Genomic DNA, 15657 nt, shown 5'->3' with positions numbered 1-15657 from the left:
CCACCGAGGGTCGCTTCGTACGGCTGACGCTCAGCGCCAGAGCCGTCAAGACCATCGACAAGATCGGCATCGAGGCCGCCGTGGCCCGCATCCGCCCGGGGGCCGGTCAGGGGCGGTGCCTGGTGGCCCAGCGATACTGCTGGAAGACCTCTTTGCCGGTCACGGACCGGTCGAGGAACATCAGGCTGTCGAGCCGGCAGTCGCACGGGTTCTGCTCCCGGGTGTTCTGCGGGAAACTACCGCCGATCTTGATGCCCCTGGGGTCCGTCGCCGAGGTGAGGTCCGGCTCCGGCGGCCCCGAGACACCCCACGGATCGTCCGAGAGCGTGTAGAACCCGTCGAGCGGCCGCCCGTTCTTGTACAGCGCCATGGTGCCCTCGTCGAAGTCGAACGTCGCGGCGAGGAACACCCACTCGTCGAGCGGTAGCACGCTCTGCCAGGGCTCGCTCGCGGCGAACGTCTGGGACCTGCCGCCGTCCACGCGCCTGCCGAGCGCGACCACCCGCAGCTCTCCCGACACGTTGATCACTTCGAGCAGGGCTCGGACGTCGTGCCCCTGGGAGGTGCCGGTGAGGACGCCCGCCAGCCCGACCGCGTTGTACCGGTCGTCCGGGGCCGGCGTGTTGGAGTTGAGGCCCGGGTTCGAGCCGGTCATCTTGAACCACCCCATGATCGTGGTCCCCTTCGCGCCGTTGAAGGCGTTCAGGGTGGGCACCCCGGTCTCCGAGTAGACGCCGGCCTTCCAGTCGTCGTTGCCGGCGAGGGCAGGGTTGACCTGCCGTGTCTGCAGCGAGGACCGGCTCCCCCGATGGGCGCCGTCCGGCACGCGCATCGAGGCGCCGCCGTTGACGAGGTCGATGTCCGTTCCCGAACGGCCCTGGTCCTGCTCCCGCGCGGCGTTCCCGGGAGTGGGGTGCTCGAAGTCGTAGTAGGCGACCAGGTCCCGCTTCAGGCCGGGGAACACGTCCGGCCGGGACTGCTGCGAAGTCGCCGTGCCGGCGCCGAGCAGGCCCGGGTCACCTGGCTCGGCATCGACGGCATGATCGGCTGGGCGACGTCCTGGAGGGGGATCGGCATGGGGCTCGACCAGGACGGGTGACCAATCGGCACCCGCGGTTCGAGACTCGATTTCACAACCTACGTATAAGAGCCGAGGGCCAGTTTCACCACGTCGGCGACGGCTCCGTCCGCGCAGGCTCCGACCACGATGTCAGCCACCGCCCGGACCTGCGGGTGGCCGTCGCCGACCGCGGCCCCGAGTCCGGCTGTCGTGATCATGTCGATGTCGTTGGGGTTGTCGCCGACGGCCGCGATCTGCTCCAGCGGTACGCCCCGGGAGGCGGCCAGCTCGCGGAGCGCGGCGCCCTTGGTGGCGCCCTCGGGCAGCACTTCCAGATAGGTGGCCTCGGAGCGGACGGTGATCGTCCCCGGGATGTCCAGATCAGGCAGCGGGTCACCGATCAGCATGCACTTGATGACCTCGCCGGGGGGCAGCGCGGACCAGTCACCCGGGTCGCGCAGCGTGATCCCGTCCCTGCGGGCGTAGTCCCGCAGTTCGGGCACGTCGTGGACCGCCAGCGCCTCGCCGCCGGAGAACGCCACCGGATAGACGCCCTCCGGCAGCCTGCCGAACAGGTCGAGCAGCGCCTTCCACGCGTCCGGCGGCAGGTGGCGGGAGCGCAGCACGGTTCCCGTGCCGAGGTCCACGGTCCGGGCGCCGTTGTAGAGGATCGCCGCCCCGGTGAGGCCCAGTTCCTCGTAGTAGCGGAGGGCCGACTGTTCCATCCGCCCGGTCGCGATGACCACCTCTCCGCCTGCGGCGAGAAAACGGCGCAGCGCGTCCCGGCCGGCGGGCACCATGGCCAGGTCCCGTCCGACGAGGGTCCCGTCCAGATCGGTGACGATCCAGCGGATCACAGGGCCTCCCTCACCGTGGAGACCTCGGCCATGACCGAGCCCGCGAGATCGAAGCCGCCCACGCAGGCGAGGTAGCCGCCAGGTGTGAAGATACTGCCGGACAGCGGGATGTAGACGCCCCCGGCCTGCTCCACCAGGAGCGAGCCGGCCGCCACGTCCCAGGCGTTGACGTACGTGCCGTACGCGACGTCGGACCACCCGGCGGCGATGTGCGCCAGCTTCAGCGCCGCGCTTCCCGGGCGGCGCGTGGTGGCGAAGGCGTTGACCATCCGGGCGAAGCGGTGCAGCGCCACCTCTCCCTCCGCGGCCAGGTCGCGTGGGGAGGGGTAGCTCGACAGCAGCACCGCCTCCCGGTCCGTACCGGCTCCGGCGCTGCGGATCGGCGCGCCGTTGTAGAAGGCCCCGCCGAGTGAGGTGGTGAACTCGTCGTCGCGGACGGGGTCGTAGATGACGCCCGCCACCACCTCGCCGTCCACGACCGCCCCGATGGAGGTGCAGAAGAACGGCAGGCCGGCGGCGAAGTTCGCGGTGCCGTCGATGGGGTCGACGTACCAGCTGATGTCGCCTTCACCTCGGACGCCGTCCTCCTCTCCCACCACGACGCTGCCCGGGCACAGCCGGTCCAGGACCTCGCGGATACGCTCCTCGGCCGCCTTGTCGTGCTCGGTCACCGGGTCGTGGAAGTCGCGCTTGGTCTTCACCTCGGGCCGGGAGCGGAAGGCCTCCCTGAGCCGGTCGCCGACCGCTCTGGCCGCCTCGACCGCGATGGCGGCCAAATCACGCGAGGTGTTCAGGTCCATGTCTCCTCCAGGAGGTTCAGAAGGTCGTGCGGGTCATCGACTGTCGCCTGAGGGCTCTGGCGCACCTTGTAGGGGATCTCGTCGGTGCTCCGGGAGACCATCAGGATGGTGGCCCCCACCCCGGCGCGGGCCCCGCAGACCACGTCGCGGTCGTAGTTGTCGCCGACGTACCAGGCCTCCGCGGGGTCAACGCCCAGTGCCCGGCAGGCGATCCAGATCATCTCCGGATTGGGTTTGCGGACGCCGACCTCGTCGCTGTAGACCTGCACCGCCACCTGGCGGTCGAGGCCGCTGAGGGCCATGTAGTCGCGATGGACGGCTCCGCACAGCGCGTTGCTGACGACCGCAGGCGTGACACCGTGCGCCCAGCAGGCGGCCAGGAGCTCCCGCAGCGCGGGCCGGGTCTTGCGGTCGCTGCGCAGCTCGCCCATCCGCCTGCAGAGCGGTGTCGCCTCGGCGATCACCAGCGAGCGGGCCTGCTCCGGCCAGTCACCCGCGACGAAGTCGGCCCAGAACCCGCGGTGCGTCATCTCCGCCGGGGCGAACTGACGGGAGGTGGAGTCCTTCCAGTACTTGTCGGCGCGCGCGCCGGCCCGGATGTCGCTCTCCACATCGTCGAGGCTGAGACTGTCGAAGCCCGCCCTGGTGAGGAGGCCGTGCACCTCCACTGCGAGTTCGGCCGCCCACGACGGGCGCCGGGAGGTCTCCACGATCACCCCGCCGAAGTCCAGCAGCAACGCCTTGGGCCGGATCACGCGCCGACCCCCATCCTGTCCCAGGAGGAGATCCGGACACCGTCCGCACCGAACAGGTGCATCTGGTCGGTCCAGCAGGTCAGCACCTCGCCGGCGGCGGCCTCGACCAGCGTGTAGGAGAGCGCGTACAGCTCGGTGTCCAGGACGCGCAGCCGTACGGTCCAGGAGGAACCGGCCGGCAGCACGGCTTCGACCGTGGCCTCCTCGCACCAGGCGGAGTCGGGTGGCGAGCCGAGGCGCAGTGCCTCGGGGCGGATGCCGACGGCGGCGGGGGCGGTGCCCTGCCCGGCGCGGGACTCGACGAAGCGCGTCAGCGATCCGGCCAGGCCGGTGGGAGAGGGGCCGACCTCGACGATCGCCATCGGCGGGCTGCCGACGAACTCGGCGACGAACCGGTTGGCGGGCCTGGCGTACATCTCCATCGGGGCGGCCAGCTGCTGCAGCTCGCCGTCGTTCATGACCGCGACGTCGGTGGCCATCGTGAGCGCCTCCAGCTGGTCGTGGGTGACGAAGACGATCGTCGCGCCGGACTCCTCGTGGATGCGTTTGAGCTCGGCGCGCATCTCCAGGCGGAGCCGGGCGTCGAGGTTGGACAGCGGCTCGTCGAGCAGCAGCACCGTGGGGTTGATCGCCAGCATCCTGGCCAGCGCGACGCGCTGCTGCTGGCCGCCGGACAGCTGGGAGGGGTAGCGGTCCATGGCGGCGTCGACGTGGACCATCTTCAGCGCCGCCTCCGCCTTTGCCCGCCGCTCGGGACCGGGCACCTTCCGCATGCGCAGGCCGAACTCGACGTTCTCGCGCACCGACAGATGGGGCCAGAGCGCGTAGTTCTGGAAGACCAGCCCCATGCCGCGCTTCTCCGGCGGGACGTAGAGTCCCTGCTCGACGGAGTCGAGGACCCTGTCACCGACGGCGATGGTGCCCGCGCTCGGCTGCTCAAGTCCGGCGATCATCCGCAGCGTGGTCGTCTTGCCGCAGCCGGAGGGGCCCAGCAGGCACATGAACGCGCCATCGGGGACGGTCAGGTCGAGGTTCTTCACGGCGTAGTCGCCACCGCCGTAGCTCTTGGCGATTCCGCTCAGGGTGATGTTCGGCATCTATCCTCCTAGGCCGGACGCCAGGCTGCTCTTGGTCAGGCGCTGGGTCAGGTAGGTCATGGTGAAGGAGACCAAGGCGATCACGAGCACGACCGCGTTGGCGAGCTGGGTGTATCCGTAGTCCACGAGGCCGATCGACAGGGTCGTGAGGAGCTGCGTCCCGGTGGTGGTCAGCATGATGACGATGCTCAGCTCCTTGAGCCCGGAGATGAACGGCAGCACGATTCCGGTGACGAGGGCGCCCTTCTGGATCGGGAAGATGATCCGCCGCATCCGCTGCCACCAGGAGGCGCCGGCGATCTGCGCGGCCTCCTCCGGTTCGCGGCCGAGTTGCATCATCGCCGCGATGCCCGAGCGTGAGCTGTACGGCAGGTGCGTCACGGCCATCACCAGGATCAGCAGGAACGTCGTCCCGTACAGCGCGGGAATCGGCCCCCTGGCGACGGCGAACAGCGACAGCGAGGCGGCCGCGAACGCGATGCCGGGGATGAGGTAGGGCAGGAAGGAGACCTGGCGGAGGAACGCGGCGACGCGTGGAGCCGTCCCGCGCACCACCACGTACCCGATCAGCAGGCCGGCGACCGCGCAGATCAGCGAGGCCAGGCCGACGATGCGCAGCGAGTTCCACGCCGCCTCCCACAGCTCGGAACCGCGGAAGACGCCGTGTGGGAAGCCGACCGCTCCGGGCAGCCGTTCGGCGAACCAGTAGTCAAGGGTGAAGGTCGACAGGTCCAGGGGCGTCCGGGTGACCGTGGAGACCAGAAGCGTCAGGACCGGGACGAGAACGCTCACCGCGAAGACCACCAGGCCGAGCGCGAAGGCGGGCCAGCGCCAGCGGCGCAGATCGCCCAGCCGGTCCATCGCCCCCTTGCCGCCCACGGTGACGAACCGGCGGTGCTCGCGCATCATCCGGGTGTCGACGAGAACGATCAGCACCCCGATGATCACGATGACGGTGGCGAGTACGGAGGCCACGCCGGTGCTGCGGTCGCGGATCGACTGGAACAGCCCGGTGGACAGCACCCGGTAGTCGGCCGGCAGGCCGAGCACGTAGGGCGTGCCGAACGTGCCGAGCACCCGGCCGACCACCAGCAGCACGGCCGAGGACAGCGCCGGGAGCATCAGCGGCACCACGATCCGCCGGATGACGGTCCGCTGCGGGGCGCCGAGGATCCGCGCGGAGTCCTCCAGTTGCGCGTCGATGCGGCGCAGCGCGTTCCCGACCAGGAGCAGCACGAACGGGTAGTAGTGCAGCCCCAGGGTGATGATGATCGGTACCGCGCCGTAGGCGAGCCAGTCGGGTGTCCGGATGCCCTGGGCCTGCAGGAACCCGACCTGCCCGGCGGCGCGCTCGTTCTTGAACAGTGACAGCCAGGCCAGGGAGAAGGTCCACGACGGCAGCATGTAGGGGACCACCAGGGCGCCGGCGAGCCACCTGCGCCCCGGCACGTTGGTCCTGGTCACCAGCCACGCCATGCCGCCCCCGAGGACCAGCGCGAACAGCGTGGTGCCCACCGCGATCACCAGCGTGTTGAGCAGCGGCTCCCAGAACAGCAGGCCGCTGATCTGGGAGCGGAACACCCGCCACAGGTAGTAGCCGGTCCATTCGCCCGGCTGCTGCCCGGCGTGCACGTCGTCGCCGTACTGCAGGCGGAAGGCGTCCGACAGCACCGCGATCAGCGGCGCCACGACGAGGTAGGCGAGCAGGATGACGAGGATCAGCCCGAGCGCGGCGGTCGGATCGTGGCGCAGCACGCGGAGCCGGTACACCAGCCTGCGCCGCCTCGGGGGAGGTGGCGGCGTTTCCGCCTTGGTGAGAAGAGCCATGGGTACTTCCTTCAGGGGGGTTCACAAGGACCGGCGCGGTGCGTGGTCCGTCAGCTTCCTCAGTGGCTTCGCTTGAGCATCGCGTCGGCGAGGGCGTCGGCGGCCTCGCCCAGCCGCCGGCCCACAGCGTCCAGGCGCGACAGCAGCTCGCGTCCGCGCAGGGTGTCCATCTCCAGCGGCCCGGCGAACAGCTCGGTGAGCCGGGTCTGGTAGAGCTGGCGGACCCGGCTGCAGGCCTTGCGCGTGGCCAGCACGGCCACGGTGACCGAGCCCGGGTCGTCGATCATCTTCAGCACGGCGTCCTCCAGCTCGTCGAGACCGTCGATCACCGCCTGCAGCGGCTCGACCGCGAACACCAGGTCCTCCGGTCCGAACAGGTCGGCCTCGCGCACGTAGTCACGCAGATGGTCCAGCACGTCGTCGACCGAGCGGGAGAGCCGGAACAGGTCCTCCCGGTCGATGGGAGTCGCGAGCATCCGCCGTAGGACCCGCACGAGTTCGGCCCGCGCCGCGTCGCCCTCGTGTTCCACCTGGGCCATCTGGGTGCGCGCGGCCGATCGCTCGATCGTGCCGGAGGCGGTCGAGCGGGCCAGTACGGCTCCCGCACGGGCGACGGCGACCTGGCTGCGGACCAGGTCGACGACCCGCCGTCCGGACCGGCCGCGAAGGTCGTCCCAGGCCCGCGTGAACCGCCGGGCGCGACCGCCCATGCCGCTCACAGCAGCCTCAGCGCGAGTCCGGCCAGGCAGCCCAGGGCCATCGAGGACGGCAGCGTGACCAGCCACGCTGTACCCATGTTCACGACGCTCTGCCATCGCACCCTCCTGGCTCCTTCGCTCGCCGCCACGCCGACGACCCCGGCCGTGATCGACTGGGTCATGCTCACCGGGCTTCCCAGGATCGAGCTGCCCAGGACGGCCCCGGTGGCCGCCGTCTCGGCCGAGACGATGTACAACGGCCGGGTGATGACCAGGCCGCGCCCCAGCCGCTCTCCCACGCGGGTGAGACTGGTCAGGGATCCGGCGAGGAACAGCGCCACCAGGACGGCCATCCACACCGGCGGGACCTCGACGGGGCCGACCCCGCCCAGTCCGTCGCGGCCCACGTCCACCGCGACGCTGACCACCGCGATCATCTTCTGGCCGTCGTTCACCGCATAGGCCACGCACTGGGCCGCGTAGGCCAGCAGATGGGCGGTGAGCACGAGGCGGGGCATCCGGCGATAGGACGGCACCCGGCGCGACAGGGTTCCCAGCAGGTGGCCCAGGATCAGGCCGACCAGGGGGGCGCCGGCCCCGACGGCCAGGACGGCGCCCAGGCCCTGCCACGACACCGGCAGCCCCGCACCGAGCCCCGCACCGGCGATGCCGCCGATCACCGCGAGAGTCAGGCTGGTCGGCAGTCCCTTGCCGGTCAGCACCGCGACCACGATCACCGCGGTCATCACCCCCGCCAGGAACGCCGTCGCTCCGCCGCTCGTGCCGAGCCCCGCCAGCCCCTCGGTGAAGGTCCGCGCGACCGAGACCCCCAGCACGTACGGCCCGGCGAAGAGCGCCACCATGAGAAGCGCGGCGATCGCCCATCCCGGCGAGCGGGGGAATCTGAGCCCCAGCCCGATCAGGGTGGCTCCGTCGTTGGCTCCGCTGATCAGCACGAAGAGGATCGCCACCACGGCGAATGCCGGCGTCCACCCCATCACAGGTAGGGCCGCTGATCGCGTTTGGCCTCGTCGTAGTGTTCACGCGCGGCCTGGGTCTGGGCCAGTTCCGACACCTCGGCGATCGGGACGTCCCACCAGGCCTGGGCGCCGGGTCCGCCGCCGGGGGCGGTCTCGACGTAGACGACCGTGGTGCGCGCGGACGCCACCGCCTTGACCAGCGCGGCCCGCAGCGCCTCCGGATCACCGGCGCGCAGCACATCGGCGCCGAGACTGGCCGCGTTGGCCGCCAGGTCCACAGGGAGCCGGTCGCCGTCCAGCCTCCCTCCCGAGCCGCGCATCCGGTAGGCGGTGCCCAGGCGCAGGGCCCCCACCGACTCGCTGAGGTCGCCGATCGAGGCGAAGCCGTGGTTGTCCACCAGGACGATCACGAGCTTGACGCCCTCCTGCACGGCGGTGGTGATCTCCTGGGCCATCATCAGGTAGGAGCCGTCGCCGACCAGCACGAACACCTCGCGCTCCGGGGCCGCGAGCTTCACCCCGAGCCCTCCGGCGATCTCATAACCCATGCAGGAGTAGCCGTACTCCACGTGGTAGCCCTTGGGATCGCGGGCCCGCCACAGCCGGTGCAGGTCGCCCGGCATGGACCCGGCCGCGTTGACGACCACGCCGTCCTCGGCGATCTCGTTGAGGATGCCGAGCACGACCGGCTGGGTCAGCTCCGTCCCGGCGTAGGTCCGGCTGATCTCGGCCTGCCAGCCGACGGCCAGGGCGGCCGCCTGACGGGTCCACTCGGGGTCGGCCCGCCAGTCCGCCTGGTCAAGGGCACGCAGGGCCTCGCGGGCATCGGCGACGAGCATCGCACCGGAGTTCTTGGCCGCGTCGAAGGCGGTGACGTTGACGTTGAGGAACCGGGCCCGGCCGAAGAGGGTCCGGGAGGCGGTGGTGAAGTCGCTGTAGCGGGTCCCGACGCCGATGACCAGGTCCGCCTCCCTGGCCAGGGCGTTGGCGGCGGCGGTGCCGGTGTGGCCGACCGCGCCGACCGCGCACGGGTGGTCGTACGGCAGTGTGCCCTTGCCCGCCTGGGTCTCGGCCACCGGCACGCCGTGGTTCTCGGCGAAGCGGGCCAGTTCCGCGCAGGCCCGGCTGTAGACGACCCCGCCTCCGGCGACGATCAGCGGTCTGCGCGAGCTGCGGATCAGTTCGAGCGCCCTGGCCAGCGCGGCGGGCTCAGGCACCGGCCGGGCCACGTGCCAGACCCGCCGGGCGAACAGCTCCTCGGGCCAGTCGCAGGCCTCGGCCTGCACGTCCTGGGGGAGTGCCAGGGTGACCGCGCCGGTCTCGGCCGGGTCGGTCAATACCCGCATCGCGGCCAGGAGGGCGGACGGCAGCTGCTCGGGCCGGTTGATCCGATCGAAGAAACGGCAGACCGGACGCAACGCGTCGTTGACCGTCACGTCGTAGGAGCGCGGGTCCTCCAGCTCCTGCAGTACCGGGTTGGCGACCCGGGTGGCGAAGACGTCACCGGGCAACAGCAGCACCGGGAGGCGGTTGATCGTGGCCAGCGCCGCGCCGGTGACCAGGTTGGTGGCGCCGGGGCCGACGGAGGTGGTGCAGGCGAAGGTGGACAACCGGTCGCGCGTGCGGGCGTAACCGACGGCGGTGTGCACCATGGCCTGCTCGTTGCGGGCCAGGTAGTACGGCAGCGCGTCGCCGGTGCCCGCGCCCTGCTCGGCCAGGGCCTGGCCGACGCCCGCCACGTTACCGTGGCCGAAGATGCCGAAGACACCCGCGATCAGCCGCTGCTCGACGCCGTCACGCTCCGCCCACTGGTTCGCCAGGAACCGCACCAGTGCCTGAGCCACCGTGAGCCTCATGAAGTACCTCCAGGTAATCCGCTCCCGGCGTCCGCGACGCGACACGACACGCGGGGGTCGACCGGCTGGTCCGCCCAGGAGGAGCGGATCCACGCGTGCCGGGGGTCGTCGCAGAAGGCCATGGACCGCTGCTCGGCGGGTCCGGCCAGCACGTTCAGGTAGTACAGGTCGTAGCCGGGGGCGGCCATCGAGGGACCGTGGTAACCGTGTGGGACGAGCACCACGTCGCCGCCGCTCACCTCGGCCAGGGTGTCGTGCGTGCCGTACACCCGCTGGTAGCCGGGGCCGCCCTCGAAGTAGTAGATCTCCTCCAGTACGGCCTCGTGCTCGGAGGCCGTGTCGTGCTTGTGCGGCGGGTAGGACGACCAGTTCCCGCCGGGGGTGAGCACCTCGACCGCGACGAGCTTGTCGCAGTCGAAGGCGTCGGGGGCGCAGAAGTTGTTGACCTGGCGGCTGGCCTGCCCGGCGCCGCGTGCCTCCACCGGGACTCGGTCCGCCGGGCCGTAGCGGACGGGAAACCGGCGGGTCGCCCGGGCTGCGGGGAGCGCGATGCGGCCGTGGCCAGTGATCACCGCGGACGTCTTGATCGGCAGGTAGGCGAAGTCGGTGACCGCGGCGAAGACCGAGGTGCGCCCGGACAGCGACAGCCGCAGACCGTCCGCGGCGACCTCGCATGAGCCCGACAACGGCAGGACCAGCATCTCCTCCTGACCTGTGGAGAAGGACACCGGGTGGTCCGGCAGATCCACGATCCGCAGGCCGGCGTACGTCCAGCCTGCCGACTCAGGAGTGATCTCCACCGCCCACGGGGGCGAGGCGGCGGTGCCGTAAGGGATGTACGTCATGACGACTCCAGCAGTCTCGCCGCGGTGTCCACGGCCGCCACCACGTCGTCGCCGGGCGGGTAGAGCAGTGCCCGGCCGACGACCAGGCCACGCACGCCGGGCAGCCGCAGCGCCTTGCTCCAGGAGTTGAAGACCTGGTCGGGCGCCTTGTCGGGATCACCTCCAAGGAGCAGGGTCGGCAGCGTCGTGGCCTCCATGACCCGCTCCATCCCTTCGATCACCGGGACCTTCAGCCAGGTACGGGCGGAGGTCGCGCCGAGCCCCTGGCTGACGCTGATGGCATGGATCATCGCCTCCGGTGACAGGTCGTGCCTCACCACACCGTCGATCCGCCTGGACCAGAACGGCTCGATCATCGCCATCAGCCCGTGCCTGGCCAGCCGGGTGACGGCGTGCCCGCAGCTCGCCAGCGTGGCGGCGGTCGCAGCGTCCTCCAGCGCGATTCTGCACAGCATCTTGCCGCCGTCGAAACCCATCGCCGCGATCGACTCGGCGTCGTAGGCGGTGAAGCGGTCGTCGAACTCGAACACCGAGCCCTGCACGCCGCCCCGGTTCATCGAACCGATCACGATCTTGTCGTCGAGCGCGCCGAGCAGCAGCAGGTCCTCGACGATGTCGGGCGTGGCCAGCAGCCCGTCCACGCCCGGCCTGGCCAGGGCGGTCATGAGCCGATCCAGCAGACCGGCGCGGCTCTCCATGGCCATCGGCCGGCTGGCGACGCCGAGCGCGCCCCGCGCCGGGTGATCGGCCGCGATGATCAGCAACTGGTCGCGGCCGGCCGGCAACGGCCTGCGCCTGCGCTTGGTGGCCGCCTCGGTCACCCGCTCCGGGTGCCAGGCCCGGTCGTCGAGCAACCGCCGGTAGTCCTCTTCACGCATGCGCGACGTCCCCCTTCGGAAATCCACCTGACAGGACGTTCTCGATCTCGTCCACGGTGGGCATGGCGGGGGCGCAGGCCAGTCGGCCGGCCACGATCGCCCCGGCCACGTTGGCGAACCTCAGTACCCGTTCCAGCGGCCAGCCCTCCAGCAGGCCGTGGCAGAGCGCCCCGCCGAAGGCGTCGCCCGCGCCGAGCCCGTTGACCACCTCGACCTGCACTGGCGGCACCTCCACCGTCTCTGTGGAGGTCATGCCGAGCACCCCGTCTGGGCCCTGCTTGATGATTGCCAGCTCGACCCCGGCCTCCAGCAGCGCCCGGCCCGCCTCATGCGGCTTGCGCGTGCCGGTGGCCACCTCGGCCTCCTCCAGGTTGCCGACCGCGACGGTGACCTGTCCGAGTGCCGCGCGCACCCGGTCTCGGGCCGTCTGCGCATCCGGCCAGAACATCGGCCGGTAGTCCAGGTCCAGCACCGTGTACGGCGCCCGTCCCCGGGCCCGCCAGGCGGCCAGGTGTGCGCCGCAGGACGGCTCCGCCGACAGCCCGGTCACGGTCGTCCAGAACACCCCCGCTGAGGCGATCGCCGCCAGGTCCAGCTCCTCGGGGAGGATCTCCAGGTCGGGGGCCTTGGGGTAGCGGTAGAAATACAGCGGGAAGTCGTCCGGGGGCCGGATCTCGCAGAACGTCACCGGGGTCGGCAGGCCGGGCACCGCGGTGACGTGACGGTCGTCGACACCGTATCCGCGCAGCGCGTCATGGACGAACGCGCCGAACGGGTCCGCGCCCGTCCGGGTGACCACCGCGCTGGAGCGGCCCAGCCGGGCGGCGGCCACGGCCACGTTGGTCGGGCTGCCGCCCAGGTACTTGCCGAAGGTCTCCACCTCTCGCAGCGACACCCCGACCTGCAGCGGGTAGACGTCCACCCCGACCCGACCCATCGTCAGCACCTCGGTGGACACGCTCACGTGAGGCCTCCGAGACAGGCCAGGCTCGCGCGGACGTTCTCCATCGGGTTCGCGTCCTCGGAGCCGAGGATGACGTCCTGCTCCAGCACGTACCAGCCGGGGTACCCAGCCGCCGTCAGACCGGCGACGATGCCCGCGACGTCCACGTCACCTTGGCCGAGCGGACGGTAGATCCCCGCCTTCACGGCCTGGGTGTAGGTGAGAGCGCCCGTCCGGACCCGCTCGGCGAGGGCCGCCTCGACGTCCTTGAGGTGGACGTGGGCGATCCGTCCGGGAGCCCTGCGGACGAGGTCCAGTGGGTCGGTGCCGCCGATGAGCAGGTGACCGGTGTCCAGGCAGAGCGCGACGCCGCAGCCGTCGAGGATCCGGTCCACCTCCTCCCTGGTCTCGATCATGGTTCCGACGTGCGGGTGCAGGGTGACCGGGCGGGCCGTCTCGCGGCGGATCCGCTCCAGGTTGGTCAGGAGCGTGCGCCAGCCGCCGGCGTCCAGCGTGGGGCGTGTGTCGTAGCCGTCCACGCCGGTGGCGGCGGCCAGGACGGCTACCGTCTCGTCCTCGAAGGAGGCCAGCGTGGCCCGCAGGCCCGGCAGCGGGTCGTGGGCGGGGTCGTGCAGGACCACGGGAACGAAGCCGCCCACGGCGCGCAGGCCGTAGCGGTCGAGGAGGTGGGCGCGGCTCCCGGGGTCGGTGGGCAGGAAGCCGTCGGGGCCCAGTTCGGTGGCCGTCAGGCTCAGCTCGGCCATCTCGACCAGCACCCGCTCGGCGGACAGCTGGTGTCCCCAGCCGGGTACCTCGCAGACCCCCCAGGAGATCGGTGCGGCGGCGATCCTCACTTCACCACCTCCAGGAGGTGGATCGGCCGTCCCTCGCGAAGCGACAGATCAGCCGCCTCGGCGAGGTAGAGCGCCGCCAGGGCGTCCTGGACCGTGCAGGGGCTCTCGCGCTCGCCTCGCGCCATCGCCAGGAAGGCGTGCATCTCCGCGACGTACGCGGCGTCGAACCTGGCCTGGAAGTCCGGCCACGGTTCCCCGCCCGGGTCGAAGCCCTCGGCCGAACGCAGCGGGGTCCGGTCACCGAGTCCCACCGCCCAGGTGGCCCGGGTTCCGGCCAGCTCCATCCGCACGTCGTACCCGGCGCCGTTGTAGCGGGAGCCCTGCAGGGTGACCAGCGTGCCGTCGTCCATGGTCATCAGGGCGGCGCTGGTGTCGACGTCCCCGGCCTCGGTGAAGAACGCCTCGCCCCGGTTGGAGCCGGTCGCGTAGACGGTGTCCACCTCGCGGCCGGTGACCCAGCGCAGGACGTCGAAGTCGTGGATGTGACAGTCACGGAAGATGCCGCCGGACAGCGCGACGTACTCGGCGGCCGGAGGCTTCGGATCGGCGGTCAGCAGGTGAACCCGGTGCAGCTCGCCGAGCTCGTCACCGCGCAGCGCATCGCGTGCGGCGGTGTAACCGGCGTCGAAGCGCCGCTGGAAGCCAATGTGCACGGCGGTGCCGCTACGCTCGACCGCTTCGGCGACCCGCAGGGTCTCCGCCACGCTTGGGGCCGCGGGTTTCTCGCAAAACGCCGGAACCCCAAGATCACATGCCCGCAGCAGTGCCTCCGCATGAGTGGAGGTCGGGGTCGCGATCACCACCGCGTCCGCATCGAAGGGATCTCCGACCCGGACCTTGAGGCGTCCCGCCACCTCCTCGGCTCTGGCGTGATCCATGTCGGAGACGACAAGGTCGTCGACGAGAGTCGAGAGGGTGGCGGCATGGAACACGCCTATACGGCCAAGACCTAACAAACCCACACGCATGGTGGCTCCTTGTCCAGGGGCCTCCAGTTCTAGATGAACGACAGGTGAACCGTCAATGGTTTGTCCTGACATTCTGACTATCTATCATCATCACCATGAGTAGCCGGAAGGGATGACGCGCTCAGCGCTCCACGAGGGTGACCTCGAGGGAGTAGTGGGAGGCGCGGTAGACGTGTGAGCCGTGCTCCACAGCCCTGCCCTGGTCGTCGTAGGTCGTGCGGACCATGGTGAGCAGCGGGCAGGCGCGACGCTCGTTCAGCAGCCGCGCCTCGGCCGGGGTGGCGGCACGGGCGCTGATCCGCTGGTTCGCGACCCGCATCCGGACGCCGGCCGAGCGCAGCAGCTCATAAAGTCCGCGCTCCTCGAGCGCCTCGGCCGACAGGGGCGTCAATCCCAGCGGCAGCCAGTTGTGCAGCAGGGCGAGGGGCTCCCCGGATGCGTATCTGAGCCGCTCCAGCCGGAGCACCGCGGCGCCCGGCGCGACCCCGAGGGCGTCGGCAACGCTCTCCTCGGCGGCGACCGTGTCGATGGACAGCACCCGGGTCATCGGCTTCTGCCCTGCCCTGCGCAGGTCGTCGTAGAGACTGGTGAGCTCGACCGCCCTCTTGACCTGGCCGTGTACGACCTGGGTGCCGACGCCACGCTTGCGGACCAGCAGCCCCTTGTCGACGAGGTACTGGATGGCCTGGCGGATGGTCGGGCGCGAAAGCCCCAGCTGGTCGGCGAGCTGAATCTCGTTGTCGAGCCGGGATCCCGGTAGCAGCTCGCCTGTCTGGATCGCCTCCGCGATCCGCTCGGCCACCTGGAAGTACAGGGGGACAGGGCTCGACCGATCGAGGTCGATGTCCAATCTCGTCGCAGTCACGGTCAAATGGTATCTGACGTCAGAATGTCCTGACCAATGGTCGACTCAGGCCGGCTCGCCGGGCCGCCCGTCCGATAACGAGAATATGTCGGACACCTCATCAAGGTAAGAATGTCTTGACAAGCTGTTCACGTGATGTTCATTGTTGAGCCCATCGCGGCGCCGAGTCGGGGCTCTGGGCGGCGCCTACGACCCCGATGGGCAAGAGGAGTGACGCTACCGTGAGGCGTACCAGGAAGATCATCTCTATGGCGCTGCTGGCGCTTGCCGCCGCGGCTCCCCGGTCCGAGGTATCGCTCCACTACGTTTTCCGCGGTGGGTTCCTCTTTTCGCCCGCTGTCCGAGCACGAAGGAAGACGTATGGAAATTTGGAT

Annotated in this window: 15 protein-coding genes; all 15 read right to left on the bottom strand. The window is 70.7% G+C overall.

Annotation, left to right across the window (positions count from 1 at the left end; all coding sequences use genetic code 11):
- Positions 1–106: 106 nt before the first annotated feature.
- The 15 genes from ABZ260_RS29965 to ABZ260_RS29895 all read right to left on the bottom strand — a co-directional run bounded on the left by ABZ260_RS29965 (position 107) and on the right by ABZ260_RS29895 (position 15283).
- A complete protein-coding gene (locus tag ABZ260_RS29965; RefSeq protein WP_355624548.1) occupies positions 107–964 on the bottom strand; it encodes a hypothetical protein in 858 nt (285 codons plus the stop codon).
- Between the two features lie 173 nt (positions 965–1137).
- Positions 1138–1917, bottom strand: a complete 780-nt coding sequence (locus ABZ260_RS29960; RefSeq protein ID WP_355624546.1) for a Cof-type HAD-IIB family hydrolase — start codon at positions 1915–1917, stop codon at positions 1138–1140.
- Positions 1914–2717, bottom strand: coding sequence for an inositol monophosphatase (locus tag ABZ260_RS29955; protein WP_355624544.1), 804 nt, complete (start codon positions 2715–2717; stop codon positions 1914–1916). The genes ABZ260_RS29960 and ABZ260_RS29955 overlap by 4 nt, the downstream gene beginning before the upstream one ends.
- Positions 2708–3472: an HAD family hydrolase gene (locus ABZ260_RS29950; RefSeq protein WP_355624542.1), complete on the bottom strand. Its 765-nt coding sequence runs from the start codon at positions 3470–3472 to the stop codon at positions 2708–2710. The genes ABZ260_RS29955 and ABZ260_RS29950 overlap by 10 nt, the downstream gene beginning before the upstream one ends.
- A complete protein-coding gene (locus tag ABZ260_RS29945; protein ID WP_355624540.1) occupies positions 3469–4569 on the bottom strand; it encodes an ABC transporter ATP-binding protein in 1101 nt (366 codons plus the stop codon). The genes ABZ260_RS29950 and ABZ260_RS29945 overlap by 4 nt, the downstream gene beginning before the upstream one ends.
- Positions 4570–6396 (bottom strand): iron ABC transporter permease, encoded by a 1827-nt coding sequence (locus tag ABZ260_RS29940; RefSeq protein ID WP_355558844.1) that lies wholly within the window; start codon positions 6394–6396, stop codon positions 4570–4572.
- Between the two features lie 59 nt (positions 6397–6455).
- Positions 6456–7106 (bottom strand): DUF47 family protein, encoded by a 651-nt coding sequence (locus ABZ260_RS29935; protein ID WP_355624538.1) that lies wholly within the window; start codon positions 7104–7106, stop codon positions 6456–6458.
- A 5-nt stretch (positions 7107–7111) separates the two neighbouring features.
- Positions 7112–8092 carry an inorganic phosphate transporter gene (locus ABZ260_RS29930; protein WP_355624536.1) on the bottom strand — a complete coding sequence of 327 codons (981 nt, stop codon included), beginning with the start codon at positions 8090–8092 and terminating at the stop codon, positions 7112–7114.
- Positions 8092–9930, bottom strand: coding sequence for a 3D-(3,5/4)-trihydroxycyclohexane-1,2-dione acylhydrolase (decyclizing) (gene iolD / locus ABZ260_RS29925; RefSeq protein WP_355624534.1), 1839 nt, complete (start codon positions 9928–9930; stop codon positions 8092–8094). Before iolD ends, ABZ260_RS29930 begins: the two co-directional genes overlap by 1 nt.
- The gene (gene iolB, locus ABZ260_RS29920; RefSeq protein ID WP_355624532.1) at positions 9927–10775 is read right to left on the bottom strand and encodes a 5-deoxy-glucuronate isomerase; all 849 of its coding nucleotides are present in this window, start codon (positions 10773–10775) and stop codon (positions 9927–9929) included. Before iolB ends, iolD begins: the two co-directional genes overlap by 4 nt.
- Positions 10772–11653, bottom strand: coding sequence for a deoxyribose-phosphate aldolase (locus ABZ260_RS29915; protein ID WP_355624530.1), 882 nt, complete (start codon positions 11651–11653; stop codon positions 10772–10774). Before ABZ260_RS29915 ends, iolB begins: the two co-directional genes overlap by 4 nt.
- Positions 11646–12617: a 5-dehydro-2-deoxygluconokinase gene (iolC, locus tag ABZ260_RS29910; RefSeq protein WP_355624528.1), complete on the bottom strand. Its 972-nt coding sequence runs from the start codon at positions 12615–12617 to the stop codon at positions 11646–11648. Before iolC ends, ABZ260_RS29915 begins: the two co-directional genes overlap by 8 nt.
- Positions 12614–13450 carry a TIM barrel protein gene (locus ABZ260_RS29905; RefSeq protein ID WP_355624526.1) on the bottom strand — a complete coding sequence of 279 codons (837 nt, stop codon included), beginning with the start codon at positions 13448–13450 and terminating at the stop codon, positions 12614–12616. The genes iolC and ABZ260_RS29905 overlap by 4 nt, the downstream gene beginning before the upstream one ends.
- Positions 13447–14418, bottom strand: a complete 972-nt coding sequence (locus tag ABZ260_RS29900; protein ID WP_355624524.1) for a Gfo/Idh/MocA family oxidoreductase — start codon at positions 14416–14418, stop codon at positions 13447–13449. The genes ABZ260_RS29905 and ABZ260_RS29900 overlap by 4 nt, the downstream gene beginning before the upstream one ends.
- 121 nt (positions 14419–14539) lie before the next feature.
- On the bottom strand, positions 14540–15283 hold the full coding sequence (locus ABZ260_RS29895; RefSeq protein ID WP_355558819.1) for a GntR family transcriptional regulator: 744 nt from the start codon (positions 15281–15283) through the stop codon (positions 14540–14542).
- Positions 15284–15657: the final 374 nt, after the last annotated feature.

The sequence above is a fragment of the Streptosporangium sp. NPDC006013 genome (assembly GCF_040614275.1).
Classification (GTDB): domain Bacteria; phylum Actinomycetota; class Actinomycetes; order Streptosporangiales; family Streptosporangiaceae; genus Streptosporangium.
The sequence above is the reverse complement of the archived record's forward strand: the minus strand, read 5'-3'. Positions and strand labels throughout refer to the sequence as shown.

Excerpts from the sequence above, each read along its gene's own strand:
- ABZ260_RS29900 (WP_355624524.1), bottom strand. The coding sequence starts at position 14,418 with ATGCGTGTGGGTTTGTTAGGTCTTGGCCGTATAGGCGTGTTCCATGCC.
- ABZ260_RS29945 (WP_355624540.1), bottom strand. The coding sequence starts at position 4,569 with ATGCCGAACATCACCCTGAGCGGAATCGCCAAGAGCTACGGCGGTGGC.
- ABZ260_RS29930 (WP_355624536.1), bottom strand. The coding sequence starts at position 8,092 with ATGGGGTGGACGCCGGCATTCGCCGTGGTGGCGATCCTCTTCGTGCTG.
- ABZ260_RS29940 (WP_355558844.1), bottom strand. The coding sequence starts at position 6,396 with ATGGCTCTTCTCACCAAGGCGGAAACGCCGCCACCTCCCCCGAGGCGG.
- ABZ260_RS29915 (WP_355624530.1), bottom strand. The coding sequence starts at position 11,653 with ATGCGTGAAGAGGACTACCGGCGGTTGCTCGACGACCGGGCCTGGCAC.
- iolD (WP_355624534.1), bottom strand. The coding sequence starts at position 9,930 with ATGAGGCTCACGGTGGCTCAGGCACTGGTGCGGTTCCTGGCGAACCAG.
- ABZ260_RS29935 (WP_355624538.1), bottom strand. The coding sequence starts at position 7,106 with ATGGGCGGTCGCGCCCGGCGGTTCACGCGGGCCTGGGACGACCTTCGC.
- iolB (WP_355624532.1), bottom strand. The coding sequence starts at position 10,775 with ATGACGTACATCCCTTACGGCACCGCCGCCTCGCCCCCGTGGGCGGTG.
- ABZ260_RS29955 (WP_355624544.1), bottom strand. The coding sequence starts at position 2,717 with ATGGACCTGAACACCTCGCGTGATTTGGCCGCCATCGCGGTCGAGGCG.